The 25605-nt window shown below is 63.5% G+C and carries 23 protein-coding genes, 1 tRNA gene and 1 pseudogene; 8 read left to right on the forward strand and 17 right to left on the reverse strand.

The window, feature by feature from the left end; genetic code table 11:
* Window positions 1-78: 78 nt before the first annotated feature.
* On the reverse strand, window positions 79-558 hold the full coding sequence (locus JJC00_RS33505; RefSeq protein WP_027547667.1) for an Lrp/AsnC family transcriptional regulator: 480 nt from the start codon (window positions 556-558) through the stop codon (window positions 79-81).
* Window positions 559-824: 266 nt separating this feature from the next.
* Between JJC00_RS33505 and trxB the strand changes: the two genes are divergently transcribed.
* The 5 genes from trxB (at window position 825) to JJC00_RS33530 (ending at window position 4667) form a co-directional block, all read left to right on the forward strand.
* Window positions 825-1790, forward strand: a complete 966-nt coding sequence (trxB, locus tag JJC00_RS33510) for a thioredoxin-disulfide reductase (RefSeq protein WP_200470031.1) — start codon at window positions 825-827, stop codon at window positions 1788-1790.
* A 5-nt stretch (window positions 1791-1795) separates the two neighbouring features.
* The gene (locus tag JJC00_RS33515) at window positions 1796-2719 is read left to right on the forward strand and encodes a LysR family transcriptional regulator (RefSeq protein WP_027534296.1); all 924 of its coding nucleotides are present in this window, start codon (window positions 1796-1798) and stop codon (window positions 2717-2719) included.
* A 447-nt stretch (window positions 2720-3166) separates the two neighbouring features.
* Window positions 3167-4075 (forward strand): 4-hydroxy-tetrahydrodipicolinate synthase family protein, encoded by a 909-nt coding sequence (locus tag JJC00_RS33520; protein ID WP_200470032.1) that lies wholly within the window; start codon window positions 3167-3169, stop codon window positions 4073-4075.
* 167 nt (window positions 4076-4242) lie between these two features.
* Window positions 4243-4524, forward strand: a complete 282-nt coding sequence (locus JJC00_RS33525; protein ID WP_200474378.1) for a hypothetical protein — start codon at window positions 4243-4245, stop codon at window positions 4522-4524.
* A complete protein-coding gene (locus JJC00_RS33530; protein WP_187434884.1) occupies window positions 4521-4667 on the forward strand; it encodes a hypothetical protein in 147 nt (48 codons plus the stop codon). Before JJC00_RS33525 ends, JJC00_RS33530 begins: the two co-directional genes overlap by 4 nt.
* Before the next feature lie 79 nt (window positions 4668-4746).
* Here JJC00_RS33530 and JJC00_RS33535 read toward each other — a convergent pair whose 3' ends face one another.
* Both JJC00_RS33535 and JJC00_RS33540 read right to left on the reverse strand, forming a co-directional pair.
* Window positions 4747-5424, reverse strand: a complete 678-nt coding sequence (locus JJC00_RS33535) for a ParA family protein (protein WP_028150667.1) — start codon at window positions 5422-5424, stop codon at window positions 4747-4749.
* A 405-nt stretch (window positions 5425-5829) separates the two neighbouring features.
* A complete protein-coding gene (locus tag JJC00_RS33540) occupies window positions 5830-6171 on the reverse strand; it encodes a hypothetical protein (RefSeq protein WP_200470033.1) in 342 nt (113 codons plus the stop codon).
* Between the two features lie 389 nt (window positions 6172-6560).
* Here JJC00_RS33540 and JJC00_RS33545 point away from each other — a divergent pair, with 389 nt between their 5' ends.
* Window positions 6561-7499, forward strand: a complete 939-nt coding sequence (locus JJC00_RS33545) for an AEC family transporter (protein ID WP_200470034.1) — start codon at window positions 6561-6563, stop codon at window positions 7497-7499.
* Between the two features lie 112 nt (window positions 7500-7611).
* Here the strand turns inward: JJC00_RS33545 and JJC00_RS33550 are convergent, their stop codons facing one another.
* From JJC00_RS33550 to JJC00_RS33560, 3 genes are all read right to left on the reverse strand, one after another.
* On the reverse strand, window positions 7612-7908 hold the full coding sequence (locus tag JJC00_RS33550; protein WP_200470035.1) for a hypothetical protein: 297 nt from the start codon (window positions 7906-7908) through the stop codon (window positions 7612-7614).
* 218 nt (window positions 7909-8126) lie between these two features.
* Window positions 8127-8366 (reverse strand): hypothetical protein, encoded by a 240-nt coding sequence (locus JJC00_RS33555; protein WP_200470036.1) that lies wholly within the window; start codon window positions 8364-8366, stop codon window positions 8127-8129.
* A 181-nt stretch (window positions 8367-8547) separates the two neighbouring features.
* Window positions 8548-9987, reverse strand: coding sequence for a glycosyltransferase family 39 protein (locus tag JJC00_RS33560; RefSeq protein ID WP_200470037.1), 1440 nt, complete (start codon window positions 9985-9987; stop codon window positions 8548-8550).
* A gap of 986 nt (window positions 9988-10973) precedes the next feature.
* Here JJC00_RS33560 and JJC00_RS33565 point away from each other — a divergent pair.
* The gene (locus tag JJC00_RS33565) at window positions 10974-11681 is read left to right on the forward strand and encodes a Crp/Fnr family transcriptional regulator (RefSeq protein WP_200470038.1); all 708 of its coding nucleotides are present in this window, start codon (window positions 10974-10976) and stop codon (window positions 11679-11681) included.
* 94 nt (window positions 11682-11775) lie between these two features.
* On the opposite strand, the gene tenA is transcribed toward JJC00_RS33565, so the two are convergent.
* The 4 genes from tenA to JJC00_RS33585 form a co-directional block, all read right to left on the reverse strand.
* The gene (gene tenA / locus JJC00_RS33570) at window positions 11776-12450 is read right to left on the reverse strand and encodes a thiaminase II (protein ID WP_200470039.1); all 675 of its coding nucleotides are present in this window, start codon (window positions 12448-12450) and stop codon (window positions 11776-11778) included.
* A gap of 163 nt (window positions 12451-12613) precedes the next feature.
* Window positions 12614-12690: transfer RNA gene (locus tag JJC00_RS33575), tRNA-His, on the reverse strand.
* Window positions 12691-12884: 194 nt separating this feature from the next.
* Window positions 12885-13319: a phasin gene (locus tag JJC00_RS33580; protein WP_200470040.1), complete on the reverse strand. Its 435-nt coding sequence runs from the start codon at window positions 13317-13319 to the stop codon at window positions 12885-12887.
* Between the two features lie 474 nt (window positions 13320-13793).
* Window positions 13794-14171, reverse strand: a complete 378-nt coding sequence (locus tag JJC00_RS33585) for a phasin family protein (RefSeq protein ID WP_200470041.1) — start codon at window positions 14169-14171, stop codon at window positions 13794-13796.
* Window positions 14172-14488: 317 nt separating this feature from the next.
* Between JJC00_RS33585 and JJC00_RS33590 the strand changes: the two genes are divergently transcribed.
* On the forward strand, window positions 14489-17803 hold the full coding sequence (locus JJC00_RS33590) for a PAS domain-containing sensor histidine kinase (protein WP_200470042.1): 3315 nt from the start codon (window positions 14489-14491) through the stop codon (window positions 17801-17803).
* Between the two features lie 8 nt (window positions 17804-17811).
* Here the strand turns inward: JJC00_RS33590 and JJC00_RS33595 are convergent.
* The 7 genes and pseudogenes from JJC00_RS33595 to JJC00_RS33625 form a co-directional block, all read right to left on the reverse strand.
* Window positions 17812-19357: pseudogene (locus JJC00_RS33595) on the reverse strand (FAD-dependent oxidoreductase).
* A 277-nt stretch (window positions 19358-19634) separates the two neighbouring features.
* Complete coding sequence (locus JJC00_RS33600; RefSeq protein WP_027534284.1) at window positions 19635-20807, reverse strand: thiolase family protein; 1173 nt, start codon at window positions 20805-20807, stop codon at window positions 19635-19637.
* Between the two features lie 247 nt (window positions 20808-21054).
* Entirely contained in the window at window positions 21055-22644 is a 1590-nt protein-coding gene (gene serA / locus JJC00_RS33605) for a phosphoglycerate dehydrogenase (protein WP_200470043.1), read from the reverse strand.
* 174 nt (window positions 22645-22818) lie between these two features.
* A complete protein-coding gene (locus JJC00_RS33610) occupies window positions 22819-23991 on the reverse strand; it encodes a phosphoserine transaminase (protein ID WP_200470044.1) in 1173 nt (390 codons plus the stop codon).
* A 79-nt stretch (window positions 23992-24070) separates the two neighbouring features.
* Window positions 24071-24262, reverse strand: coding sequence for a hypothetical protein (locus tag JJC00_RS33615; RefSeq protein ID WP_246774018.1), 192 nt, complete (start codon window positions 24260-24262; stop codon window positions 24071-24073).
* Between the two features lie 173 nt (window positions 24263-24435).
* Window positions 24436-24900 carry a GNAT family N-acetyltransferase gene (locus tag JJC00_RS33620; RefSeq protein WP_200470046.1) on the reverse strand — a complete coding sequence of 155 codons (465 nt, stop codon included), beginning with the start codon at window positions 24898-24900 and terminating at the stop codon, window positions 24436-24438.
* Window positions 24901-24945: 45 nt separating this feature from the next.
* Window positions 24946-25536, reverse strand: a complete 591-nt coding sequence (locus tag JJC00_RS33625) for a glutathione S-transferase family protein (protein ID WP_200470047.1) — start codon at window positions 25534-25536, stop codon at window positions 24946-24948.
* Between the last annotated feature and the right edge of the window lie 69 nt (window positions 25537-25605).

The raw sequence follows: 25605 nt of genomic DNA on the forward strand, positions 1-25605 counted from the left end.
GCTCGCGACAAAATTGCGTAGCAGTTTTGCGCGGGTCGGCCCCCGGCCGGTACTAAACTCGCAATGACGAAAGAGGCGCTACCTCCGACCCTTCACGTCCAGCGGCACGGCCGCCTCATACTTCGAATTATGCAGCACCAGCGAGGTCCGGACGTTGCGGACATGGGGCGCGGCGGTCAGGTGCGTCACGAAATCCTGGAAGGTCGCCATGTCGGGCGCGACGCATTTCAGGATGAAATCGACCTCGCCGGACAGCATCCAACACTCCCGCACCAGCGGCTCGGCGCGGACGAATTCCTCGAACGCGCGCAAATCCGCTTCCGCCTGGCTGGAGAGATGCACGGCGGCGAACACCGTGACGTCGAAGCCGAGCTTTCGCGCATCCAGCAGCCCGCGGTAGCCGTGGATGTAGCCCTCCTCCTCCAGCGCCCGGACCCGGCGGAGGCAGGGCGGGGGCGAAATACCGACCCGTTTGGCGAGCTCGACATTGGTGATTCGACCGTCGGCCTGGATCTCGGTGAGGATTTTCAGGTCGATCTCGTCAAGGTTCCGCGACACGTGATGGGAACTCCTGGCCTTTATGGCGCTATCGGGGTGGATCTGATGCAACCTCATAGCCAGTCACGCCCTCCAGCGCAATTTTATTGCGCGTTCACCCCAGCTGACTTTTGTTCCTTGTTGGAAAAATCCGCCGATTGGGAATGCAATTCTTGCATAGCTCACCAGAAGGCTTAGATTAGCTCTGATATTTCAGCGCCTCCGCGAGGCCTCCCGGCACATTCCGCGCCCGCGCTGCAGATCCCCCGTGAAAGGCGTCCGCAAATATGTCCGCTCCTGTTCATGCAAAGGTTGTCATCGTTGGCTCCGGTCCGGCTGGCTACACCGCGGCGATCTACGCCGCGCGCGCGATGCTCGAGCCGATCCTGATCCAAGGCATCCAGCCGGGCGGCCAGCTCACCATCACCACCGACGTCGAGAATTATCCGGGCTTCGCCGACGTGATCCAAGGCCCTTGGCTCATGGAACAGATGGAGAAGCAGGCGGTTCATGTCGGCACCAAGATCGTCACCGACCTGGTCACCAAGCTGGAGACCTGGCAGCGGCCGTTTCGCCTTACCTGCGACTCGGGCGACGTCTACTTTGCCGAAGCCGTGATTCTCGCCACCGGCGCGCAAGCGCGCTGGCTCGGGCTGCCGTCCGAGACGAAATTCCAGGGCGGCGGCGTGTCGGCCTGCGCCACTTGCGACGGCTTCTTCTACCGCAACAAGGACGTCGTGGTGGTTGGCGGCGGCAATACCGCGGTCGAGGAGGCCCTGTACCTGACCAACCATGCCTCGCAGGTCACCATCGTGCATCGCCGCGATCACTTCCGCGCCGAGCGCATCCTGCAGGAGCGCCTGTTCAAGCACCCGAAGATCAAGGTGGTCTGGGACTCCGCCGTCGACGAGATCTGCGGCACCGAGAACCCGAACAAGGTCACCCATGTGCGCCTGAAGAATGTCAGGACCGGAGCCTTGACCGATCTGCCGACCGACGGCGTGTTCGTCGCCATCGGCCATGCGCCCGCGACCGAGCTCGTGAAAGGCCAGGTCAAGCTGAAACCGTCGGGCTATGTCGAGGTCGCCCCGAACTCGACCGCGACTTCAGTGCCCGGCCTGTTCGCCGCCGGCGACGTCGCTGACGAAACCTACCGCCAGGCCGTGACGGCCGCCGGCCTCGGCTGCATGGCAGCCCTCGAGGCCGAACGTTTCTTGGCCCTGCGCGCCAGCGAGCGCGCGGCAGCGGAATAACGATCATGCCTCGAACACGCGACGGATTTACGGATATGGATTGGGACAAGCTGAAGGTGTTTCACGCTGCGGCGGAGGCGGGAAGCTTCACGCATGCGGGAGAGCAGCTCGGCCTGTCGCAATCGGCGGTATCACGCCAGGTCTCGGCACTTGAGCAGGAACTCTCGGTCTCACTGTTCCACCGCCACGCCCGCGGCTTGATCCTCACCGAGCAGGGCGACCTCCTGTTCCGCACCGCGCATGACGTGTTCATGCAACTGCAGGCTGCGCGCGCGAAACTGACCGACAGCCGCGAGCGGCCGAGCGGCGATCTCAAGATCACCACTACGCCCGGCGTCGGCATCAACTGGCTGATCCCGCGGCTCGGCGAATTCACCGCGCTCTATCCGGAGATCCGGATCTCGCTGATCGTCACCGACGAGGAGCTGGACCTGTCGATGCGCGAAGCCGACGTCGCGATCCGCACCCGCAAGCCGACGCAGCCGGATCTCATCCAGCGCAAGCTTTTCGCGATGGGCTTCCACGCCTATTGCTCGCCGGATTACATCAAGCGCTTCGGCACGCCGCGCACGCTGGAGGAGCTCGACTCCCACCGCATCATCACGCTGTCCGACGGCAACTTCGCGCCGCATCTGCAGAACCGCAACTGGCTGGTCGAAGCGGGCCGCAACGGCAGCGGTCCGCGCGAGGCCTATTTCAGGGTGAACAACATCCTCGGCCTGGTGCGCGCCTGTCAGCAAGGCCTCGGTATCGCGGCGCTGCCGGATTACCTGATCGAAGAACAGAGCCGCCTCGTACAACTGTTCGGCGAATCGGATTCGATCCAGCTCGATACATATTTCGTCTATCCGGAAGAGCTGAAGACGGTCGCGCGCGTGCAGGTGTTCCGCGACTTCGTGGTGAGCAAGGCGCAGCGCTGGCCGTCCTGATTTCCGCATGACTGACATGCGGCCTCGGCGGTTGCTGCATGCCGCTCGTCAAGCCCATACTGCTTGCACGCTGAGCCTTCGCGTTGCGCATTTGTCCCCCTCCTCCAGTGGCGCGGGAGTTCAGTAATCCCTCTTGGAAGGTGATTGTGTCGGCCTCACGTGGCCAATACCTAAGCCGGGCCCTTCGGGTCCGGCTTTTTTTCTGTCCAATTCAGCTTTCGCCTTCCGCGTGTATTGACAGTTTTGGGCATACCCCGCATCATTTCCACATGATCACGAAGTCGTGCGCAATCGTCTCGAAAAAGGGCCCCCATCCGGGGACCTCGGATTTTTGCGCGCGCTAACGACGCTTCGTCATCGCAAGCAAATCCCGAAAACCCCGCCGCCTGGACGGGGTTTTTTTCATGTGCCCTCCGTCTCAGGTTTTCTTGGAGAAGGAGAAGGAACATGACTGATCTGCGAACCCATATGCACGGGCTCTGGCTGCCGCTGGCGACGCCGTTTCACTATGGCCGCCTCGACGAGACATCGCTGCGGCGGCTGACGCGGCACTACTGCACACAGGCGATCGACGGCTTCATCCTTGGGGCGACCTCCGGCGAAGGCATGACGCTGCGCGACGCCGAGCTCGAACGCCTCGTCGCCACCGTCCGCGACGAGATGGCGGCCGGCCGCCGGACGTTGCCGATCGGGCTTGGCCTATCGGGCGCGGACACCTCGCGGATGAAGGAGCGGTTAGACGAGACCGCGGACTGGCCGATCGACTTCTATCTGATCGCGAGCCCCTATTACGTGCGGCCGTCGCAGCGCGGCATCCTCGCGCATTTCGAGGCGCTGGCCGATCACGCCGCCTGGCCGCTCGCGCTCTACAACATTCCCTATCGCTGCGCCGTCGGCATCACCAACCAGACCCTGCTGCGGCTCGCCGAGCATCCCAACATCATCGGCTTGAAGGATTGCGGCGCGAGCCGCGAGCAGTCGATCGCTTTGCTGCGCGACAGGCCGAAGGGCTTTCGCGTGCTCACGGGCGAGGACGCGAATTATTTCGAGGCGCTCAGCGACGGCGCCGATGGCGGCATTTTGCTGTCGGCCCATCTCGAGACCGCAACCTTCGCCGCCGTGCAGGCCGAGCTGAAGCGTGGCAACCAGGATGCGGCGCTGGCGCGCTGGCAGGAGGTCGCGGAGCTGACGCGGCTGCTCTTCACCGAGCCGAGCCCGGCGCCGGCGAAGTACTGGCTGTGGCGGACCGGCCTGATCGACAGCCCCGAGGTGCGCCTGCCGATGGTGGAGGTGAGCAGCGAGCTCGCCGCCCAACTCGATCGCGAGATCGAGCGGCGGATGAAAGTCGCGGCGTAACACTCTCCCTCGCCTCTCCTCGTAGAACGGGGAGAGGGAGCGCGAGCGCGTAGCCGTGGTTAAGGGGCGCGAACGGCGTTCGCTGTCGCCGCATGGCGCATCCACGCCTCGTTTACGCAATGGCGCCTATCGTTTTGCTTCAACGTCTTTCAAAAGGGGGAATGACCATGGGGCAACGCGTTCGTCCGACCGCGGCGGAAAGCTTCGCGCCTGCTGATCTTTTGCAGGGAATCCTGGTGGTGTCGTCGTTCGGCTTCTGGGCCGTGATGCTCGGCCTGATGCCGGTGCTGCTGTTCGGGTCTGGCTCGCCTGATGACGCAAGACCGCTTGCATGGTTAAGCCGGGGTCACAAATGCGCTCAAAATGCGAGCGCGGCAGCGGCCCGGAATCTTAAAACATTCCGCGTATCGTTCAGCCCATTAGCGAAGAAATCGCGGGGGCGATCTTGAACAATCAGAATGATGCGGCGTCGCATTACGGCGCCGGACAGCAGGGCTTTTCCACCGAAGACATCATCTGGGCCGTCGGCATCTGGTCGGTGATCCTGACGCTGTCGCCGGTCATCGTGTTTTACATGCTGATGGTGGCCTGACCCTTCATCCTCATTCCTACAAACGCAAAACGCGCGGGACACGCCGCGCGTTTGTCGTCCGGGGAAATGAGTGATGAAATTATGCCGCCTGCTTGTGCATTGCGCCGGAAGCCGACGCCGTGCCGCGAATAGCTTTCACTGAACGCTCGATCGCCGCCCACAGCCTTGCAATTTCCTGAGCTGCACGGCTCTCGGCCTGATACTCTCGCGCGCCTTCGCCGTGGCTGAGCGCCATCAGCAAATCCGAACGATTGGTGATCTGACCGCCCCACACCGGCGCGCGGAACTTGGCCAGCGCTTCGCGGGCAATCGTGACGATCGGGCTTTCGGACTCGTCGCGACGCGCCGGCGCACCGTTCAGCACGACCGCGTAGGGCTTGCGCGCCGCGCGGCACATCTGGATGGTTTCCTGCACCGCGTTGACGTCGAACACGCCGGGACGTGCCGGGATGACCACCATGGTCGCGTTCTTGATGGCGTCGTCGACGACGGCCGACAGGTTCGGCGGCGTGTCGATCAGCACCCACTCGTAACCGTCGCGCTTGGCAGCGGAGACGATGCCGCTGACCGAGTTCACGGCCGCCTTGATCGGCGGCTCGTTGGTGCCACGCAGCTTGTGCCACAACGTGAGCGAGCCTTGCGGATCCGCGTCCACAAGCATCACCTGCTTGCTCGCCTTGATCTGCGCAGCGAGATGTGCGGCCAGGGTACTCTTGCCCGAGCCGCCTTTACGCGATGCAAAAACAATAACGTTCATACCTCTGGCCTCCAGATTGACCCCAGGCCACGAAAATGAATCACCGCGCTGATTCGTGAAAGATAAATTTATCGGGAGCTGTGTCAAAGCCACGAAATAACAAAGCGTGTTGGCTTTTGAGTCACACTGCTGCGCGCGACGACAGACACGAACCTTCATGAATCGCTGTTCACACGGGCAATCGCGCGTTTTTCCAGCCAATCACGCGGGAAAACTCGGACTACAACCTTGCCGCGCAAACCGTCGCGGTGGTCCTTGCCATCGAACGTAACAGCAATTGCTGCATGCGTGCGCGCGAGCCGCGTGAACAAAACGAGTCCGGTGGCTGTCGCGTGGCTGATGCCCCTGAGTCAATCTGACGCGAGGGGGTCGCGAGTTTCAGGGAAGGAACGCGGGGCGGAGCGCCTAGCCGTCGTCGGTCTTTTTCTTCTTGGCCTTCGGCTTGGTCTTCTTCGCAACGACCGGCTTGATGTTGGTAGGCTGACCGGCACGGACCTCGCCCGGCTCCGGCCCACGGCGGAAGAACACCGCGCATTGCGGCGACAGCTGCGCCTTCTTCCGGATCATGCAGGCGGTGATGGCATCGACGTTCGGAACGAACTCGCCGCACAGGTTCATCGCATCCGGCGTGCAGGCCTGCTCCTGCTCCGGCGTGTAGGCGAAGCCCGTGCCCGGCTGGACCAGAACGGCGAGCGCCATCCCGAACGTGGCGGCAGCCAAGGATGTCCTGAAGCGAGATACCGGCATCGATCCCCCCAAAGTGTCGAGTCGGACGAGAGTGTGAGTGAACGGGCGTTCGTTGGCAACGAGGCGCGAAGCGAAACCCGGGAGCTGTGCGCTCTCGGCAACAGGGAGGGCGGCCTGCCGTCTTTTGTAGTTCATCGAGAAGCCGCGGCGTACTGGATCCCCCGCCTACGCGGAGGATGACAGTCGTGTGTGGGGCTGCGCCTCCGACCCAAAACCTTCAAAACAACCCCATGCACAGTAGCCAGGGCCCTGGGCGGCTTGGCGAATTTTCGCACCATTGCGGATTTTACGAATTTCCTTTGACACGTCGGGCAAAACACCGGCATGATGGCAGGATCGAGACGCGCGTGGGGTGGTCGGCCTAATCTCCCCGTGAGGGGGAGGACCGCATGGCCACCGTGTTGATCGTCGCCCCGGTGTTTGCGCTGATCGCGGCCGGCTATGCGTCGGTGCTGTTTCGCTTCGTCTCCGAGGGCGCGCACAAGGGCATCTCCGAATTCGCCTTCAGCATCGCGATCCCCGCGCTGCTGTTCCGCACCATCGTCGTCTCGGAATTCCCCGATGTCAGCCCTTACAGGATGTGGGGCGCCTATTACGGCGCGCTCGCCCTCACCTGGATCGCGGCGCTTCTGATCTCGGCGTCCTTGCGCGAACGGCGTGAGAACCGCGAGGACGGCGTCGTGTTCGCGATCGGCTCGGTCTACGGCAACATCGTAATGCTCGGCATTCCGCTCGTGCTCTCGGCGCTCGGCAACGAGGCGGCCGGCCCGATGTCGCTGATACTGTCGGTGAACACGCCGCTGCTCTGGCTCTGCGGCATTTTGCAGATGGAGCTTGTCAGCCGCAAGCGGACGGGCTCGCCGCTCGCGGTGATCCGGCCCGTGCTCGCCGATGTCGCGCGCAATCCGCTGATGCTCGCGATCGGTTTCGGCGTGATCTGGCGTTTCACCGGCCTCGGCCTCAACTCCGTCGTCGACAAGACGGTCGAGCTGCTCGCGCAGGCGGGATCGCCGGCGGCGCTGATCGCGCTCGGCATCACCCTGTTCCGTTTCGAGGTGAAGGGCGAGATGCAGAGCGTCGTCGTGATGAGCGCGCTCAAGCTGCTGGCGATGCCGGCGGTGGCGTTCGTGCTGGCCAAACTGTTGAACCTGCCGCCGGTGGCATCCGGCGTGATCGTGCTGTTCGCGGCGATGCCGACCGGCGCGAACGCGTATATTTTTGCGGTTCAGTATCAGCGGCTGGTGAACCCTGTGTCGGGCGCGGTGGCGCTGGGCACGCTGCTGGCGGCGGTAACGTTGCCGGTGGTGCTGATGGTGGTTGCCGGGTGAGGTAGCGGCGGAAACATTGCGCCGTCTGTTTCCGCATGGAACTTGTCCAACTACGACAGCGGCGCGGCCGGTGTCGGCCGCGCCGCGCTCTGTGCCATAGCGTCAGGTTCGGTTACCAGTAATCCGGCTCGTCGACCGGTGCGCCCCAGCCGGGCTCAGCGTAGCCATACGCATAGCCGGGAGTCCGGTAGCTGTAGGTTCGGTGATAGCTTCCATAGCTCCGGCATTGGCCGACGCCAGCTGACAGCTGGCCGCCGTTCATCGCAGGGCCTGCGGCTCCAACAGCGTCTCCGCCGGGAGGCGTGCACCAGCCGGGTCCGCGTCCCGCGGCGAAACTCGGGCTTGATGCGGCGAGCGGTACGATCGCGGCCATCACGGCAGCCACGCTCAGTCGTTTCAAGTGCGTCATCGTCTTCTCCATCTCTGCGATTGACCCTCGACAAATCCCTGCCGCCGACGGTCGTTCCGCCTGCGCCGTTCGCGATTGCGCGAGCAACAAAGGTTTCAATCGCACGTTCCGCGGAACGCCGCGGATCGATTCCCACATCATATGTTCGGGGGAACATGAGTTGCAGTGACAGCGCCGCACCCTGCCAAAAAAGGGCCCCCAAAGGGGCCCTTTTCCGGTTAGTCCCAATCGTAGTGATGGTGTCGCCTGATCACGACCGTCCGGTCGGCGTCGCGATCATACCAGCCACGATGCCAGCCACGATCATGCGCATAGAATTCCGCACGCGGGCCATAATGGTCAGAGTAGTAGTCGCGATCGCTGCCGATGCGAACGCCGAACTCTCCTGCGCTCGCGATGGTCGGCACGGCAACCGCAACGGTGGCTAACGCGGCGAGAACGTAAGACAGCTTCTTCATGTTCCCTTCTCCAGTGTTAGTTACCCCTCGGCGAGAAAAACAAATCGCGCATGGTGACGTTCCGGTTTCCGTCTCGAAACTTTCTTGAACGGATGTTCAGGGAGTTCCGGAAATCGAACGTGTGACGCGTTCCATCTGATGACGCTGATCGCGGTGACACCCAGCACCACAATTGAAATGCTCAAGGGGTCCTTGCCCGCTGAATGGCGTGAGCCAGCGATGTATCGACGCTGCCCATGCCAATCGGATTGCTCTGGAACGTGGTGATGCGCCGGGAGGCAAGTAGTTCGTCCAGGTCGTATCGGTTCAAGCGCTTTGTTGCGAGCATTTGACCGACCTTGAAATCATCGACTGAAAAAGGCTTCCCGGCGAGCCTGCACACGATCTTGATGCCGCAATAGACTTCACCGTCGATCGCAGCGACCTGTGTGGCCTCCGTCCGGACGGACTGCTCTCCAGCCTCGAACCCGCGCCTGAACTGCGGGTCCATCAGGATCAGCAAAGGCTCCTGCCGGTCGGTTGCGATGAGGCGGACAGCCAGCAGAGCCACGACGGCGCCCCTGGTCCAGCTTGGACCAATATATCGAGCAACGATGCTGGTCTCAATCGACGCACAGGTTACGCCGATAGCGATGCCGAGCGCGATGATCCAATCGAACTCGGCGTTGCCGAAGATCGCATCACCGGTCCATTGCAGAAGACACGAGGCCAAGGCGATGGGAACATGAATGGACGTGAATTTGGCGCCTAGGCTCCGGTTGTTGAACACCCAGGAGAGCCAGATGACCGCTCCGGGTGCCGACCACTGGAGATGCCCCATATTGCCGAGAATGTGCCCGAGGCTGTAGTCGCGCTCTGTAAGCAGATTGCGGAAGAAGTCAGCACCAAACATCCATCCGCAGGCAGCCAGGCCCGCTACGGCGGCAAGCGCGCTGAACGCAAGTGGCGCGAAAGCCTGCCTTCCTCGTCGCGCAAGCAGCCAGACGACCGCTGTCAACGGGACGGCTATCATATTGTGCTTCCAAAAGCCGCCCACGACCATCACGAGCAGCGGTCCGAGGGGCCTTTCACCAGCCTTGTGTCGCCGCAACAGCCAAGCTAGCCCGAACCCCATGATGGCCTCGCCGGCGAGCTGAGGATCATTCGCCCCTACATAGGAGGTGAAGTTGTGGGACATGATCGCTGCGTACCACAGCGCCCCGAGCGCGGGCCCGATCACGCCACCTGCAAGTATCCTCGCACAGGCGAAAATTTCGATGCTGACAACTGCAAGCGATATCAATGACAGAGCGCGGCCGACGAAGAGGTTATCGCCGAGCACACTCCCGAGCAGCCCGATCGCATAGAAGGACAGCGGCGGGTAATTGTTGACGATGAGGGTATTCGCAGAAGGATAGACGTGCCCGCCCGATGCGGCGGCATCCTGAAAGTATGCGTTCCAGCCCTCGGTGAACCATATCTCAATGAAGAATTGGGACCGCCAGAGCGGATAGATGAAGAAGTAACCGGCAAGGGCCGCCATGATCAGGATCAGGGCGACATCAATGCGGCTAACTGCAATCGGCGCGTCGAGGGCGGTCTTGTGGCCGGGTGCCTCGACGTCAAAAATATCCAAAAACATATGTGGGAGCGACTAGCCGCAACCTGCGGCTGAGATCAATCCGTAGACTTACTGAGAACCTGGGTTTGTTTCCGAGCCGAACGCCGAATTACGGTGCATCAAATCGATGTCGCCTGATGTCACGGGGATTCGTGCACTGGCACCGTAATTTGTTTGGTTGCGGGACCCGCAACAGCCGCTCCCCTAGACTTCCCCTCTGCTCATTTCCTTGGTTGGGAGATCGATCGTAGGAAATGCAGAAGCAAGGCCCTAATGGGACGTTCGCTTTTCGATTATCTGGACGTTTGCGCGAATGCCGGCCCGGTGGAGTTTCAGCAGCCCCCTTGCCAGCTGTCGGAGGTCATTTCTCGCAGCCCCGACCGGCAGCTTGCGGGCACGCTGAAGTACGTCCGCCGCCTGTAGAATCAGGGGAGCTTTGCTGGTTCGTACGTTCGTCATTTCGGCTGCCGCAGCCCGGGCGACGAAAGCCACTCACTCATGTGCGCGGCGACCTCGACTTGCCTTGCCCTTCGAATTAGGCGATCGCGCTCGATACCAGGCGGAATGCCACACGCTTCGCGCCTGAGGCGCTTTGCCTGTTCTTCCAGGCGATGATCCAGCGAAGTCGTCTGTTTGAAACGGCGCCTCGGCATGACGCGCTCCTCTCATGGCAGGTGAAGTGCGGATGCAGAGAGTTAACGTTCGTTAGGATGGACTGTCGGTACGGTAGCCGACAGATTGCAGGAAACAGCCATGTCGCAGAACTGGGCGGGAGCCTGCAGAAATCTCAGTCACCGATAGATGCCGAGATTGCGCGGTGATGCAGCATCCGGTTCTCGACAGAACGATAGAGCTCCGCGGGCGGCTGCCGCCCGGAATATTCGGCTCACTTAATCCTTGCTATGCCGGCCAGCGGGCCTAAAATTTCCCCATTATCGGCTACGTCAATGGGCGCCGATAGCTGAGAGTGATTTTGCTCCCGCCTGCATGGCAGAGGAGCGCACCCAGTGCCACATCGCAAAAACTTCCTTCTCAATCGGCTTGGCCCGGACGTTCTCGACCGCATCTCGTCCGCTCTGGTTGTTGTGCCCCTGGCGCAGGGCGATGTGCTCGCCGAAAGTCATGCACGCATAGAGAAAGTGTATTTTCCTCACACCGGCATCATTTCCTGTGTTGTAGAGACCATCGGCGGGGGAGCTATCGAAACCGGCATGATCGGAAACGACGGCGTGTTTGGCGCGTCGCAGGCGCTTGATGACAAGGTTTCACTCAACCACGTCGTGATGCAGGTGTCTGGGGACGTATCAGTCATCTCATCTGATTTGTTGCGAGAAGCCGCCGATGCGATCCCAGCCTTTCGCGGGTTGCTCGTGAAATACGATCAATTCTTTTTGGCTCAAGTGCAACAAACGGCAGCTTGTAACGCTCTCCACACGGTTCAGGCGCGAACATGCAAATGGCTTCTGCGTATGCATGATCTGGCTGGAGCGGATCTTCTTCTTACGCAGGATTTTCTTGCGCAAATGATGGGCGTAAGGCGCACGAGCGTTACGGAGGTGGCCGGCGAACTTCAAAAGGCGGGAATGATCACCTATTCTCGAGGGCGCATCCGTCTTCTTGACCTCGACATGATCGGCCAGCGGGCTTGTGAGTGTGAAAGCGATGTCCGATCCCACTATCGCCGGATATTTCATTCGAACGAGGCCGACGTATAGCGCTCCCATGACCTGGGATGGTCTGTAGGGCTGTTTGGGGATGGGATTTGAACCTATGACCTTCACGTTATGAGCCTGACGATTGCCGAAAGGGTTATTCAACACGCCGGCCCGCGCGCCAGCCCATCTCCCAGAAGTCTGCCTCGAGCCGGGTGGCTTCCTTGAAGGTCGCAATCAGCTCTGCCTCGCGGGCCGGCGTGGCGTAGAGGTCGGCGAGATGCTCCAGGTGCGCCCGCGCTTTTGCCGCGACCTCCTGATATGGCACGCCGGCGTACTCGGCGATCCAAACGCGATAGGGGTTCGTCGCAGCGTCCGCACCGGGTCGCGAGGCGAGCCGCGTTGCGATCTCGGCGTACCCGATCACGCAGGGGGCAAGCGCCACCTTGAGCGCCAGCAGATCGCCGCGCATTCCTGCGTCGAGCACGTAGCGTGTATAGGCCAGCATTTCGACCGCTGGAGGTGTTTGTTCCAGGTCGCTCGGGGACAGACCCCAACCGGCACAGAGCTTCACATGCAGGTTCATCTCGACATCAAGGATGGCCGAAAGGCCGGCGGCTGCTTCACGCATGTCGGCAAGTTTGGGCGACTTGTAGACCGAGAGCGCGTAGGCGCGAGCAAACTCGATGAGGAACAGATAATCCTGAACGAGGTAGTGGCGAAACGCCGCTTCGGGGAGCGAGCCGTCCGCCAATCCGTTCGTGAAGGGATGCTCGGTGTAGGCCCGCCACTCAGCGGATGCTTCTGTCTTTAGACGCTCGAAGAAGCTCACGATCTTTTCGCCTGCCTTGCTTTTCCATGAAAGTCTCGGCTCGCTACCGATAGCGCATTGCGCACTGCGTGGACGCTTTTAGAACCAGACCGCGTTTCCGTCGCCGTGGTAGCTAGTGGCCGTTGGCCTTCGCGCGAAGACTGGAAGAAGTTATTGATTTCGTTGGTACAGTTGGGTGGGCTCGAACCACCGACCTCCTGTTCCACAGACAGGCGCTCTAACCAACTGAGCTACAACTGCATCCTTGCGAGCCGCACCTCTGGGCGCCCTGAGAGGGCCGGTCACCGAGGAGGCTGGACGGGGCGGAAACTAGGTGCAACGGCCGTTTTTGGCAAGGCCGCAAAACCCTGAAATCGCCGTCTTAAGCAACGTAATTTCCAAGAAAAACCCGGGCCATGGGGCCCGGGTTTCTTAACTCAAACCATCCAATCCGCTCAGGCGGCGGGCGGGTAGAGCTTCGCGGCAGAGGCCTTGATCGGCTCGGCGGTCGCAGCTGCGGCCCGCTGGGCGATCTCGACCAGCTCCTTGGCCTGGGCCTGGAAGGTCTCGAGCTGGGTCTTGGCGTGGCCGGTCCAGAGCTGCAAGGCATCGGTCGGCGACTTGGTGCCGAGCAGCTCCTGGGCAAAGTCCAGATGGGCCGTGGTGTTGGCCTTCATGAACTCCATCAGCTTGGCGGTGTACTCGCTCGCGCCCTTGTTGGCCGAAGCGAACACGGCCTCGACGGTGCCGTTGTGGGTTTCGGCGGCGTCCTTGAACTTGGCGTAGTTCTCGCGGGCCTGCGAAACGCCCTTTTCGGCGAACGCGCGCACCTGCTCGGGGACCTCGAACGGAATGATCGAGGCAGAAAACGGATCAGTCGCACCTGTCATGGTTGTCCCTCACGATAAAAGTAAAATGGAGTGAGCCTTCTGGCGCGCCCGCCGGCCAACCGGGGCCATTTCTTGTTACGAATGGCGGGTACGAAAGACTGGAAACGCAAAACAAACGAGATGGCTCGTCCAGCGCCCAGGAGTATTCCTGCCTAACATGTCAACATTGTGCAGCGCAACGCGATCCGGGGATGCGTTGCGAAATTTAATCTCGGTAAGGGTGAGGTTCCCGGAGTGGGGAACCGGGGGTTGAGGGTAGTCGGGTGCTGGAAACTCCAACAAAATGCGCTGATTTCTTACCCTCCCCTGGAGGGGGAGGGTCGATGGCGCGCAGCGCGAGCGGGGTGGGGTGATCTCTCCACGCGGGCACTGTGCAAGGCGGAGAAACCGTCACCCCATCTCGGTTCGCATTTCATGCGAACCGATCCTCCCTCCAGGGGAGGATGGGCACCTCTGGTGCCACGCCGGCGGGGGCTAATGCTTCTGCTTGGTCGCGTCCATCGCGGCGCGGTGGACGATCTGGCCCATTTCGCCGGCCTGATCGGCCAGGGCCTTCATCTGCGCCTGGACGTACTCGCCGTGCAGCCGCATCACCTCGGAGACGTCCTTGGCGTGCACCAGCGACTGGGCGTAGCTGAGCGAGGCCTGCACGTTGGCCTCGGCAAAGGACAGCGCCCTGGTGCTGAGATCCCTGGCGCTGGTGCGCATGGCCGCGCTGTGTTCCTCCAGCGAGCCGGCGGCGGCCTGAGCGTTGGCGAGAAGCTTTTCGAAGGCCTCGCGGGCCTGCCTGAAGCTCGATTCCGCCATGTTGCGCATCTCCGGCGGAAGCTCGAAATGTGCCTGGTCAGTCATTGGCGACTCCTCTTTCCTTGCCTGTCATGTCTTGCTGGTTGTGCCGGCCGTTTCGGCCGTTCCGCCCTGCCCGACCTGAGGATAGACGGCGACGGTATTGCCGGTATGACGCCGGCCCTCGCGCGAATCCTGCGGATGCAACGACCATGCTGCTTGCGGGTTCGGCCACATTAAGGTTATCGCGGCTTTAGGACGCGCCCGTTAAGGTCGGGCCGTGGACCTGCCCGCGGCCACGGGCGATACTAACCCTTTCTTAAGGCTGCCATTCCCCGGCAGCTCCACCGTGAAGCGTGACAGCGGGATTTAAAGCCGGTCGGATGACGAGTTCGGATTTCCAGTTGCGAGGCGTCGGCGATCCCAGGCTGTCCGTGCATGCGACCTCGCCGCTGCCGGCGTGGCTCTGGTCCCTCGACGGCAGCCGCGTGCTGTGGGCCAATGCGGTCGGCGCCAAATTCTTCGGCGCGGCCAATGCGGAACTCCTCGCGCAAAAGACATTCGGACCCGCCGACGGCCATCGCCGCCAGGTCACCCGGCTCGCCCGCCAGCTGCCGGCCAGCGGCGCGGTCAGGCTCGAGCGGCTGCGCGGTTTTGGCGCCGCGCTCGGCACGCTGATGACCTGCGCCTGCGCGCGGCTCTCCTTTGCCGATGGCCGCGAAGCCGTGCTCGTCACCGCGATGGATGCGGGCGCGCGCACCATGCCGCTGGTCGAGCGGTTGCTTCGCCTGGTCGACGGCGCGACGGTGCCGATGGCGGCGTTCGCGCCCGACGGCCTGTTCATCGGCGCGAGCGAGGCGGCCCGCCCCCTGCGCGGCTTTCGCAATCTCGGCGAGGCCGGCCTCGAGCAGGCGCGCAGCGATGCGCTCGCGACAGGGCGCGTCGAGCTGCCGATCGGTTTCGGCAAGATGGTGCTGCAACGGGTCGGCACCGGTGCCGATGTCGGCCTGGTCGCGCTGATCGAGCCTGCGGTCGCGCAGGCTGCGCCTGCCGCTGAAAGCACGCCGGTTGCCGTGCCAGTCGCGGAGCCCGAAGCAGCGCCGGCCCCTGCTCCACCGGCGCCGGTCGAGCCGGTGCCGCAGGCCGTCGAGACGCCGCCAGCGAACGAACCCGCCGCCGGAATCGACCTGTTCGACGCCTTTGCGGAGCTGGAAACACCGGTTGAAAACCCGTCCGTAGCCATCGTGCCGCCGCAACCCGCGCCGATCACAAGCCACATGGTCGAGCCGCCTGGACACGCGGAGACGCGGTCCGCACATGCTGACACACCGCGCCAGCATCCGCTGCGTTTCCTGTGGCAGATGGATGCGGAGGGGCGCTTTGTGCTCGGCTCAGACGAGTTCATCCGCCTGATCGGCCCGCACACGACGGCCGGCTTCGGCCGGCCCTGGCGCGAGATCGCCGACGAGTTTGCGCTCGATCCGGACGGGCGCGTCGCGCAGGCGCTGGCGAGCCACGACACCTGGGCCGGCATCACCGTGAACTGGCCGGCCGACGGCGGCGAGCATCTGCCGGTCGAGCTCGCAGGCCTGCCGGTCTACGACCGCGAGCGCAATTTTGCAGGCTTCAAGGGTTTTGGCGTCTGCCGCGATCTCGACGGCCTCAACCGGCTCGATACGCTGCGCCGTTACGAGCTGTTCGCCGAGCCGCGCCTAGCGCAGCGGCTTTCGGCCGATGTGGCGGAGCCGGAGGCCAAGGTCGAGGCAGAGGCGCCGCCTCCGCCGGTGGTCGAGCCGCCGCCTGAAATTGAACCGCCGACTGCAACTGAGCCTGAACCGCCCTCACCAATCACCGACGCGAATTCACACCCAACCGATCCGGAAACGCCAGTGGAAACGCCTCCGAATGTCGTGCCGTTCCGCGCACCCGGTGATCAGAGATCACCCAGTGATCCGAGATCGCCGACACTGACGCCGGTCGAGAACAGCGCATTCAACGAGCTCGCGCGGCAATTGTCCGAGCGGCTCGAACGCGAGCGCGAGACGATCGCATCCGCCGCGGCCGAGCCGCCGGTAGAAGAGATCACGCAGGATGCACCGACGCGGATATCAGAGCCTGGGGCGCCGCCGGCGGCAGCCGAATGGCTGAGCAAGCCCGCGCCGCCCGCGCAAGGCCACAGCACGCGCGACCGCGCCCTGCTCGATCTGGTGCCGACGGGCATGCTGATCTACCGGCTCGATCGCCTGCTCTACGCCAATCCCGCCTTCCTCACGCGCATGGGCTATGCCAGCCTCGGCGCGCTGGAAGATGCCGGCGGGCTCGATGCGCTCTATGTCGAGCCCGGCGTCTCCGCCGCCAGCAGCACGTCGCAGGCCGGCACGCCGGTGACGATCAGCGCAGCGATCGCCAATGGCGAGCAGCCGCTGGTGACGACGGAAGCGCATCTGCACACGATCGACTGGGACGGCGCGAGCGCGCATGCGCTGATCTGCGCGCTGCCGCCAGCCGCGCCTGTCGTCGCCGCGCCTTTGATGGCGGAGCCGGTGGTGGTGATCCCCGATCTGCCGGAGGCGGAGCTCGAGGCCGGCGATACCGACGCGGAAGATCTCGCCGCGATCCTCGACACCACGGCCGAGGGCATCGTGATGTTCGACGCCGAAGGCAACATCCACGCCTGCAACCGCAGCGCGGAAGCGCTGTTCGGCTATGACGGCGAGGCGCTGATGCAGCAAAATCTGGTGACGCTGTTCGTGCCGGAGAGCCAGCAGATCGTCATCGACTATCTCGAAAGCCTGAAGAGCCAGGACATCGCGAGCCTGCTCGACCACGGCCGCGAGGTGCTGGGCCGCGAGAAGAAGGGCGGCGTGCTTCCGCTCGCCATGATCATGGGTCGCACGCGGCCCGACGGCCCGAACTTCTTCGCCGTGTTCCGCGACCTCTCGCACAGCAAGAAGGGCGAGAGCGAGCTGACGCAGGCACGACGCCTCGTCGACGGCGCCGCCAATGCCAAGGCCGACATGCTGGCGCGGATCAGCCACGAGATCCGCACGCCGCTCAACGCCATCATCGGCTTTGCCGAGGTGATGATCTCCGAGCGCTTTGGTTCGCTCGGCAACGAACGCTACGGCGAATACATGAAGGACATCCGCGCCTCCGGCGAGCGCGTCATCACCATCATCGACGATTTGCTGGAGCTGTCGCGGATCGAGACCGGCAAGCTCGATCTCAATTTCGCCAACCTCAACCTCAACGACCTCGTTGAAGCCTGCGTCACCGTGATGCAGCCGCAGGCCAATCGCGAGCGCATCATCATCCGCACCTCGCTCGCGCACGCGCTGCCGCAGGTGACGGCGGATGCACGCGCGCTGCGCCAGGTCACCATGAATTTGATCTCGAACTCGATCCGGCTCGCCAGCGCCGGCGGCCAGGTCATCGTCTCGACCGCGCTGAACGATCACGGCGAGATCGCGCTGCGCATCCGCGACACCGGCCATGGCCTGAGCGAAAAGGAACTCGCCGCCGCGATGGAGCCGTTCCGCACGCCGCCGCCTGGCGATGCCGCGGACAATTCCGCGCTGAGCCTGTCGCTGACCAAGGCGCTGGTCGAAGCCAACCGCGCCCAGTTCAACATCAAGAGCGCAGGCCATTCCGGCACGCTGATCGAGGTGACGTTCGCGCCGGTGGTGGCAAGGGCGTAGGGCGGCGCTCAGCGCGCCTCCGCAGGCTCGCCGAACCAACGCGCTGCGGCTTGAGCTGCCTCTTCTTCATCGGGCGTGCCCGTCGCTCGCCCACGCGACGAAGCCATCGGGGCGCAGCAACACGGCGCTCAGGCCGAGCCGATCCGCGGGCTCACTCGCGACATAGTCGATCCGATCAGCCCAGCGGCCTGCAAACGGGCAAAGCGGCGCACGCGCGTCGAAGTCCAGCAGGATGCCTTTCGCCTGGCTTAAGCGTTCTCCGACCGTCGTGTGATCGGCCAATTTGAAATCGGGACAGCTGCGGCCGGCCAGCGGATGGCGGCCGCCAAGATCGTAGCGCAGCGAAACGCCGCGCACGTAACAGGCGAAATAGGTCGCGCCGTCGCGGGTCTCGATGAGATCGCGCATGATGGCCTGGAGCGCGCGGGTGCTCGGCGTCGGCCGCATGATCGCGACCTGCGCGCGCGACCAGTCGAGGATCTGCGCGCCGACGGGATGCCGCTCGTGGGAATAGGTGTCGAGCAGTTCCGCCGGTGCGTGGCCCTGGATTGTCGCGGCCAGCTTCCAGCCGAGATTCATGGCATCGCCGAGACCGAGATTGAGGCCCTGGCCGCCCAGCGGCGAATGGATGTGCGCGGCGTCGCCCGCGAGCAGCACGCGCCCCTTGCGATAGGTCGCGGCCTGACGGGCGCGATCGGTCCAGGTGGCGGCAAGGCGAAGTTCGCTGATGGTGACGTCGGTGCAGGAGACGCGGCGCAAGACGCCCTGCACGTGTTCGATCGCGATCGGCGCGGTGCGATGGAACGCGCCAGCATCGAAATCGACCAGCGCGATCGTGCCGGGCTGCGCATAGGTGTACATGCCGGTGGGCGTGTAGTTGCGGCCTGGGTTTAGTTTCTCCGGATCGGCAAGCTCGACCTCGATGGAGTAGCCGGTGAATTCGGGATCGGTGCCGACGAAGTCGAACCCACAAGCCTTGCGCACCGTGCTGCGGCCGCCGTCGCAGCCGACAAGCCAGCGTCCGCGAAATGTTTCGCCGGCCGGCTGCACGGTTACGTCGTCTTCTGAAACGGCAATGGCGTTGACAGCGAAACCACGCCGGATCTCGACGCCGAGGCTGCTTGCGCGCCCGGCGAGCACGGTTTCGAGCGTTTCCATATCGACCGCGACGCTGGCATCAGCCGGCGTCGGCAGGCGCCATGACCATTTCGCGGCATCGACATCGTCCTGATAGAACTGGATGCCGGCGAAATGACCGGCAGGCCGCCGGGCCTGCTGCATCCAGTGCGCAGCACTCTTGATCGCGCCTGACTTCGCGCGCTGCGCGGCGACGATCTCGTCAAGCAGACCACGCCGGTGAAAGGCCTCGGTTGTCGGAACCGACAGGCCACGCAGGCCGAACGGCAGCTGCTTCAAGGCCGAATGCGGGTCGTGTGCTTGCTCCAGCATCAGCACCGAGACGCCGGCGAGCCGCAGCTCGCACGCGAGAAACAGGCCGACGGGGCCGGCACCGGCGATGACGACGTCGTAAAGATTGAGGGATTGAGTTTGCATGAGACGCTCCTGTGGTCGATGTTCGACCGGAGCGTTCCCTGAAATGCGAGAATCACACGGACGAACGATTGAGCGCCTGCGTGGCGCCCGATGTTCGTCGCGGGGATCTCGTGCACAAGGCCAAAGACCAGAGCTTTCGTTACCGAAAGGATTTGGGCTTACCAGACCAAATCTGCCTTTTCCGACACGCGCTATATAATTCTGTCGCGATGGATGCGCAACGAAAAAGGCACGGCGCGCCGCAAGCGCCGTGCCTTTCACATGTCGGGCGTTCAGATCAGCTGTAGATCTCGAACAGGCCGGCGCCGCCCTGGCCGCCGCCGATGCACATGGTGACGACTCCCCACTTGGCCTTGCGGCGGGCGCCTTCCTGCAGCAAATGGCCGGTGAGACGGGCGCCGGTCATGCCGAAGGGATGGCCGATCGCGATCGAGCCGCCGTTGACGTTGTACTTCTCGGGATCGATGCCGAGCTTGTCGCGCGAGTAGAGGCACTGGCTGGCGAAGGCCTCGTTGAGCTCCCACAGATCGATGTCGTCGATCTTCAGGCCGTGACGCTTCAACAGTTTTGGCACGGCGAAGATCGGGCCGATGCCCATCTCGTCCGGCTCGCAGCCTGCGGCGGCCCAGGCGACGAAACGGCCGAGCGGCTTGAGACCGCGCTTCTCGGCGTCCTTGGCTTCCATTAGCACCACGGCAGCGGCGCCGTCGGAGAGCTGGCTGGCATTGCCGGCGGTGACGAACTTGCCCGGGCCCTTCACCGGCTCGAGTTTGGCCAATCCTTCCAGCGTGGTTTCAGGGCGATTGCATTCGTCGCGATCGACGACGTAGTCGACGATGCTCTCGGCCTTGGTCGCCTTGTCGACCACTTTCATCTTGGTCTTCATCGGGACGATTTCGTCCTTGAACTTGCCCGCCTGCTGCGCGGCGGCCATGCGGCGCTGCGATTCCAGCGAATACTCGTCCTGGTATTCGCGGCTGAGCTTGTAGCGCTCGGCGACGATGTCGGCGGTGTCGATCATCGCCATGAAGATGTCAGGCGCGGTCTTGAGCAGCTCCGGATCGATCGACTCCTTCGGCGTGCCGCCGCCCGGCATCGAGATGCTCTCGACGCCGCCCGCGACGATGCAGTCGGCGCCGTCGGAGCGGATCGAGTTGGCGGCCATCGCGATGGTCTGCAGCCCCGAGGAGCAGAAGCGGTTCACCGAGACGCCGCCGGTCGACGTCGGCATGCCGGCGAGCAGCGCGGCCTGGCGGCCGATATTCGGCGCGCCATGGGCGCAATTGCCGAGATAGCAGTCCTCGACATAATCCTTGTCGACGCCGGCGCGATCGACCGCGTGGTGGATGGCGTGGGCCGCGAGGGACATCGGCGGCGTGATGTTGAACCCGCCGCGGCCGGATTTCGCGAGGCCCGTGCGCGCGTAGGAAACGATGACGGCTTCACGCATTGTTTTCTCCCTTATCGAACGTTTTGAACGGAGCGTTCTCTGAACGAATTGTCCTGACGCCATTGGTACACAAGTCCGGGCCGTCGGGAAAATAAAAACGCCGCCCTCGCGAGAAGGCGGCGTTGTTCCGTGCGTCGGAATATGTCGGAGACAGGCGCGATGAGGGAGGCGCAGTGAGAGCCTAACCCCTCACCCGGATCGCATCTTGCGATGCGATCCGACCTCTCCCTACGGGAGAGGTGAAGGATCAGAACGTCAGCGCCTTGACCTGCTTGACCTGCGGCAGCGCCTGGACCTTGGCGAGCACGTCCGCCGGCACCGCGCCGTCGACCTCGACGAGCGCGATGGCGTCGCCGCCCTGCTCGACGCGGCCGAGATGGAAGGTCGCGATGTTGATCTTGGCGTCGCCCAAAAGGCCAGCGAAATGGCCGATGAAGCCCGGCTTGTCCTCGTTGGTGACGTAGATCATCGACTTGCCGAACTCGGCGTCAACGCGGATGCCCTTGATGTCGACGAGGCGCGGCTTGCCATCGTGGTAGACGGTGCCGGAGACCGAGCGCTCCTGGCGTTCGGTCGCGACCGTCACGGTGATCAGGCTCTCATAGTCGCTCTGGGCGGCGCGGACGATCTCGTCCACCACCATGCCGCGCTCCTTGGCGACGACGGGCGCGGATACCACGTTGACCTCGCCCAGCATCGGCCGCAGCAGGCCCGACAGTACCGCCGAGGTGATCGCCTTGATCTTCATCTCGGCGACGTGGCCCTCATAGGTGATCTCGACCTTGAGGATGCCGCTTTCGGTGAGCTGGCCGGCGAACGAGCCGAGCTTCTCGGCGAGCGCGATGAACGGCTTCAGCTTCGGCGCTTCTTCCGCGGTGATCGAGGGGAAGTTCACCGCGTTCGAGATCGCGCCAGTGAGCAGATAGTCCGACATCTGCTCGGCGACCTGCAGCGCGACGTTCTCCTGCGCTTCCGTGGTGGAGGCGCCGAGATGCGGCGTGCAGATCACGTTGGGATGGCCGAACAGCACGTTCGTACTCGCGGGCTCCTCGACGAACACGTCGAAGGCGGCGCCGGCAATGTGCTTGGAATTGAGCGCATCGACCACCGCCTGCTCGTCGACGAGACCGCCGCGGGCGCAGTTGATCAGGCGCACGCCCTTCTTCATCTTGGCGATCGCGGCCGCGTCGATGATGTTCTTCGTCTTCTCGGTGAGTGGGGTGTGCAGCGTGATGAAGTCGGCACGCTTGAGCAGGTCATCGAGATCGACCTTCTCGACGCCGATGTCCTTGGCGCGCTCCGGCGACAGGAACGGATCGAACGCGACGACCTTCATGCGCAGCCCGAGTGCACGATCGGCGACGATCGAGCCGATATTGCCGCAGCCGACCACGCCGAGCACCTTGCCGGTGATCTCGACGCCCATGAAGCGGTTCTTCTCCCACTTGCCGGCCTGGGTCGAAGCGTCGGCCTGCGGGATCTCGCGGGCCAGCGCCAGCATCAGGGTGATGGCGTGCTCGGCGGTCGTGATCGAATTGCCGAACGGCGTGTTCATCACGATGATGCCCTTGGCCGTCGCCGCCGGAATCTCGACATTGTCGACGCCGATGCCGGCGCGGCCGATCACCTTGAGGTTGGTGGCCTTCTCCAGGATCTTGGCGGTCGCCTTCGTCGCGGAGCGGATCGCGAGGCCGTCGTAATTGCCGATGATCTCGGCAAGCTTGTCCTTGTCCTTGCCGAGGTTGGGCTGGAAGTCGACCTCGACGCCGCGGTCTTTGAAGATCTGCACGGCAGCGGGCGAGAGTGCGTCGGAAATGAGAACTTTGGGTTTGGTCATGGGGATGTGTCTTCCTTCACACCCTCCCCTGGAGGGGGAGGGTCGGCGCGAAGCGCCCGGGGTGGGGTGAAGCCGCAACAATGAAAATTGCCGATGCGCCGTGTGGAGAGATCACCCCACCCCGACGCACCTGACGGTGCGTCGACCCTCCCCCTCCAGGGGAGGGTCAAAGACTTAGGCCGCCTTGGCGAGTTGCGCCTTGGTCTCGGCAAAAGCCCAGTCGATCCACTGCGTCAGCAGCTCGACGTCCTTGGCCTCGACGGTGGCGCCGCACCAGATGCGCAGGCCTGCCGGCGCATCGCGGTAGTACGCGAAGTCGTAGCCTGCGCCTTCCTTCTCGACCAGCGCGACCAGCTTCTTGGAGAACTCGGCTTGCGCGTCCTCCGAGAGCGAGGTGATCGCGGGATCGGTGAACTTCAGGCACACCGAGGTGTTGGAGCGGATCGAAGCGTCCTTGGCCAGGAAGTCGATCCAGGGCGTCTTCGCCTTCCAGTCGGCCAGCACCTTGGTGTTGGCGTCGGCACGCGCAATCAGCGCCTTGAGCCCGCCGATCGACTTGGCCCAGGTCAGCGCGTCGAGATAATCCTCGACGCAGAGCATCGACGGCGTGTTGATGGTCTCGCCGACGAAGATGCCTTCGTTGATCTTGCCGCCCTTGGTCATGCGGAAGATCTTCGGCAGCGGCCAGGCCGGCTTGTAGGTCTCGAGCCGTTCCACCGCACGCGGCGACAGGATCAGCATGCCGTGCGCGGCCTCGCCGCCGAGCGCCTTCTGCCAGGAGAAGGTGACGACATCGAGCTTGGCCCAGTCGAGAGCTTGCGCGAAGGCGGCCGACGTCGCGTCGCAAATCGTCAGACCTTCGCGGGTCGCGCTGATCCAGTCGGCGTTTGGCACGCGCACGCCGGAGGTGGTGCCGTTCCAGGTGAAGACGACGTCGCTCTTGGGATCGACCTTCGAAAGGTCGGGAATTTCACCGTAAGCCGCGTTCAGCTTGGTGACGTCCTTGAGCTTCAATTCCTTGACGATATCGCTGACCCAGCCCTCGCCGAAGGATTCCCAGGCGAGCGTGGTGACGGGCTTTGCCCCGAGCAACGACCACAGCGCCATCTCGACCGCGCCGGTATCGGACGCCGGCACGATGCCGATGCGATAATCGGCCGGCACTTCAAGCACTTCGCGCGTCAGATCGATCGCGAGCTTGAGCTTGGTCTTGCCGACCTTCGCGCGATGCGAACGGCCGAGCGCTGCGTCCTTGAGATTTTGGGCGTTCCAGCCGGGGCGCTTGGCGCAGGGGCCGGAGGAGAAATGCGGCACGGTCGGCCGCGAAGCGGGCTTCGCTACAATCATAATCTACCCTTCCAGATAGTAAGCCTCCCGTTGGGGGGAGGTGTCCCGCCGCGGCTGATACGGGAAACGGGAAGAGTCGTCAAGGAAGTTCAGGGGCCTCACGCGCGAGTGATGGCGCCTCCGGCGCAATGTCCGGCGCTTCGACCACGGCGAGCGCGTTCAGCAAGTCCGTGGCCTCGCTGATCAATTGCGCAGCTTTGCGGCGGCTGCCGACTTTCAAAATGCATTTGTCGTTGGCCTGCACAACGTAGTCGTTGCCGACCTTGATCATGGAATAGCTTTTCATCGAAATCCCCGAACCGACCGAGCCCGGTTTCAGACGCAGCGCTAGCACCATTCGTTCCTCGATCAACGTGAACGACCGAGGGGTAGTTTATCAGCTGTTAAGATGAACGAACGCGCGATCCGATTATGTAGCTTGCGCAACGCTCGCCATCACCTGCATCAAAAACGCACAGTCATGCCAGCGTGACTCAACACAAATCCGAGATGCTTGTAGAAGCGCTGCGCATCGACGCGGCTCGAATGCGTCAGCAATTCGACCAGATTGCACCCGCGCGCTTTGGCTTCCGCGATCGCCCATTGCACCAATTGCTCACCGATGCCGCGGCTGCGACAATCGGAAGCAACGCGCACATCTTCAAGCAGGCCGCGAATGCCGCCTTGCGAGCTGATGCCTGCGAGCACCGCGAGTTGCAGGCACCCGACCACCCTGCCCTCGCTTTCGGCAACCACGAGCGTGAGATTGGAATCGCGCTCGACCCGCTCGAACGCCTGGTAATAGATGGCCGGAAGCGGATCCTCGACGCGCTCGCGGGCGCGGCCGAGATGATCGTCGGCGAGCATCGCCACGATCGCGGGGACGTCCTCGCGGCGCGCAGGGCGGATGGAGACGGACTTATCGTTCATACTGGAAACTCCGGGACTCTGCGCGAGGGACTCCGCGCGAGGAACTCAGCGCGCCGGCGGTAGACCGAGATAGGCTTCGGCCTCTGTGATCCAGCGGCGGACGGCGGCATAGCGGCCAAGATCAAATCCGCCCTCATGCGCGAGGCGCGTATAGGCGAGCAGCGAGACGTCGGCGAGCGAAACCTCATCGCCCGCGAAGAAGCAGCTCGCGGTGAGATGCGCTTCCATGCGGTCGAGCGCCGCATAGCCGCGCTTGACCCTGTCAGGATCGAGCTCGGAGACATCCTTGCCGAGATAGACCAGCTGGAAGCGGCACACTGCGATATAGGGCTCGTGGCTGTACTGCTCCCAGAACAGCCATTCGTCCATCTTGGCGGCAGCAAAGGCGTCGCGCGGAACGAGCGCGCTGTCGCGGGCGAGATAGCGGATGATGGCGTTGGACTGCGCCAGCGTGCGGCCGTCGTCGAAGGCTATGGTCGGCACCTGGCCGGCGCCGTTCATCTTCAGAAATTGCGGCGTGCGCGTCTCGCCCTTGCGCGTGTCGATCTCGATCCAGCGATAGGGCAATGCGAGCTTGTCGCAGACCCACTTCACCTTCAGACAATTGCCGGAATTGCTGTCGCCGTAAATCTGCATCACTGCCGCCCCATGTCGGGCGACAGAGCATCAGGACGACGCGATGCTGTCAACAGTCGACATAGACGG

The sequence above is a fragment of the Bradyrhizobium diazoefficiens genome (assembly GCF_016616885.1).
In the GTDB taxonomy this organism is placed as follows: domain Bacteria; phylum Pseudomonadota; class Alphaproteobacteria; order Rhizobiales; family Xanthobacteraceae; genus Bradyrhizobium; species Bradyrhizobium diazoefficiens_F.

Coding starts and splice junctions, on each gene's coding strand:
- JJC00_RS33525 (WP_200474378.1), top strand. CDS start 4,243: ATGGGGCAACGCGTTCGTCCGACCGCGGCGGAAAGCTTCGCGCCTGCT.
- JJC00_RS33550 (WP_200470035.1), bottom strand. CDS start 7,908: ATGACGCACTTGAAACGACTGAGCGTGGCTGCCGTGATGGCCGCGATC.
- JJC00_RS33555 (WP_200470036.1), bottom strand. CDS start 8,366: ATGAAGAAGCTGTCTTACGTTCTCGCCGCGTTAGCCACCGTTGCGGTT.
- JJC00_RS33535 (WP_028150667.1), bottom strand. CDS start 5,424: ATGAACGTTATTGTTTTTGCATCGCGTAAAGGCGGCTCGGGCAAGAGT.
- JJC00_RS33620 (WP_200470046.1), bottom strand. CDS start 24,900: ATGAACGATAAGTCCGTCTCCATCCGCCCTGCGCGCCGCGAGGACGTC.
- JJC00_RS33585 (WP_200470041.1), bottom strand. CDS start 14,171: ATGACTGACCAGGCACATTTCGAGCTTCCGCCGGAGATGCGCAACATG.
- JJC00_RS33600 (WP_027534284.1), bottom strand. CDS start 20,807: ATGCGTGAAGCCGTCATCGTTTCCTACGCGCGCACGGGCCTCGCGAAA.
- JJC00_RS33610 (WP_200470044.1), bottom strand. CDS start 23,991: ATGATTGTAGCGAAGCCCGCTTCGCGGCCGACCGTGCCGCATTTCTCC.
- JJC00_RS33520 (WP_200470032.1), top strand. CDS start 3,167: ATGACTGATCTGCGAACCCATATGCACGGGCTCTGGCTGCCGCTGGCG.
- JJC00_RS33560 (WP_200470037.1), bottom strand. CDS start 9,987: ATGTTTTTGGATATTTTTGACGTCGAGGCACCCGGCCACAAGACCGCC.
- JJC00_RS33545 (WP_200470034.1), top strand. CDS start 6,561: ATGGCCACCGTGTTGATCGTCGCCCCGGTGTTTGCGCTGATCGCGGCC.
- trxB (WP_200470031.1), top strand. CDS start 825: ATGTCCGCTCCTGTTCATGCAAAGGTTGTCATCGTTGGCTCCGGTCCG.
- JJC00_RS33625 (WP_200470047.1), bottom strand. CDS start 25,536: ATGCAGATTTACGGCGACAGCAATTCCGGCAATTGTCTGAAGGTGAAG.
- JJC00_RS33615 (WP_246774018.1), bottom strand. CDS start 24,262: ATGATCAAGGTCGGCAACGACTACGTTGTGCAGGCCAACGACAAATGC.
- JJC00_RS33540 (WP_200470033.1), bottom strand. CDS start 6,171: ATGCCGGTATCTCGCTTCAGGACATCCTTGGCTGCCGCCACGTTCGGG.
- JJC00_RS33515 (WP_027534296.1), top strand. CDS start 1,796: ATGCCTCGAACACGCGACGGATTTACGGATATGGATTGGGACAAGCTG.
- serA (WP_200470043.1), bottom strand. CDS start 22,644: ATGACCAAACCCAAAGTTCTCATTTCCGACGCACTCTCGCCCGCTGCC.
- JJC00_RS33580 (WP_200470040.1), bottom strand. CDS start 13,319: ATGACAGGTGCGACTGATCCGTTTTCTGCCTCGATCATTCCGTTCGAG.
- JJC00_RS33590 (WP_200470042.1), top strand. CDS start 14,489: ATGACGAGTTCGGATTTCCAGTTGCGAGGCGTCGGCGATCCCAGGCTG.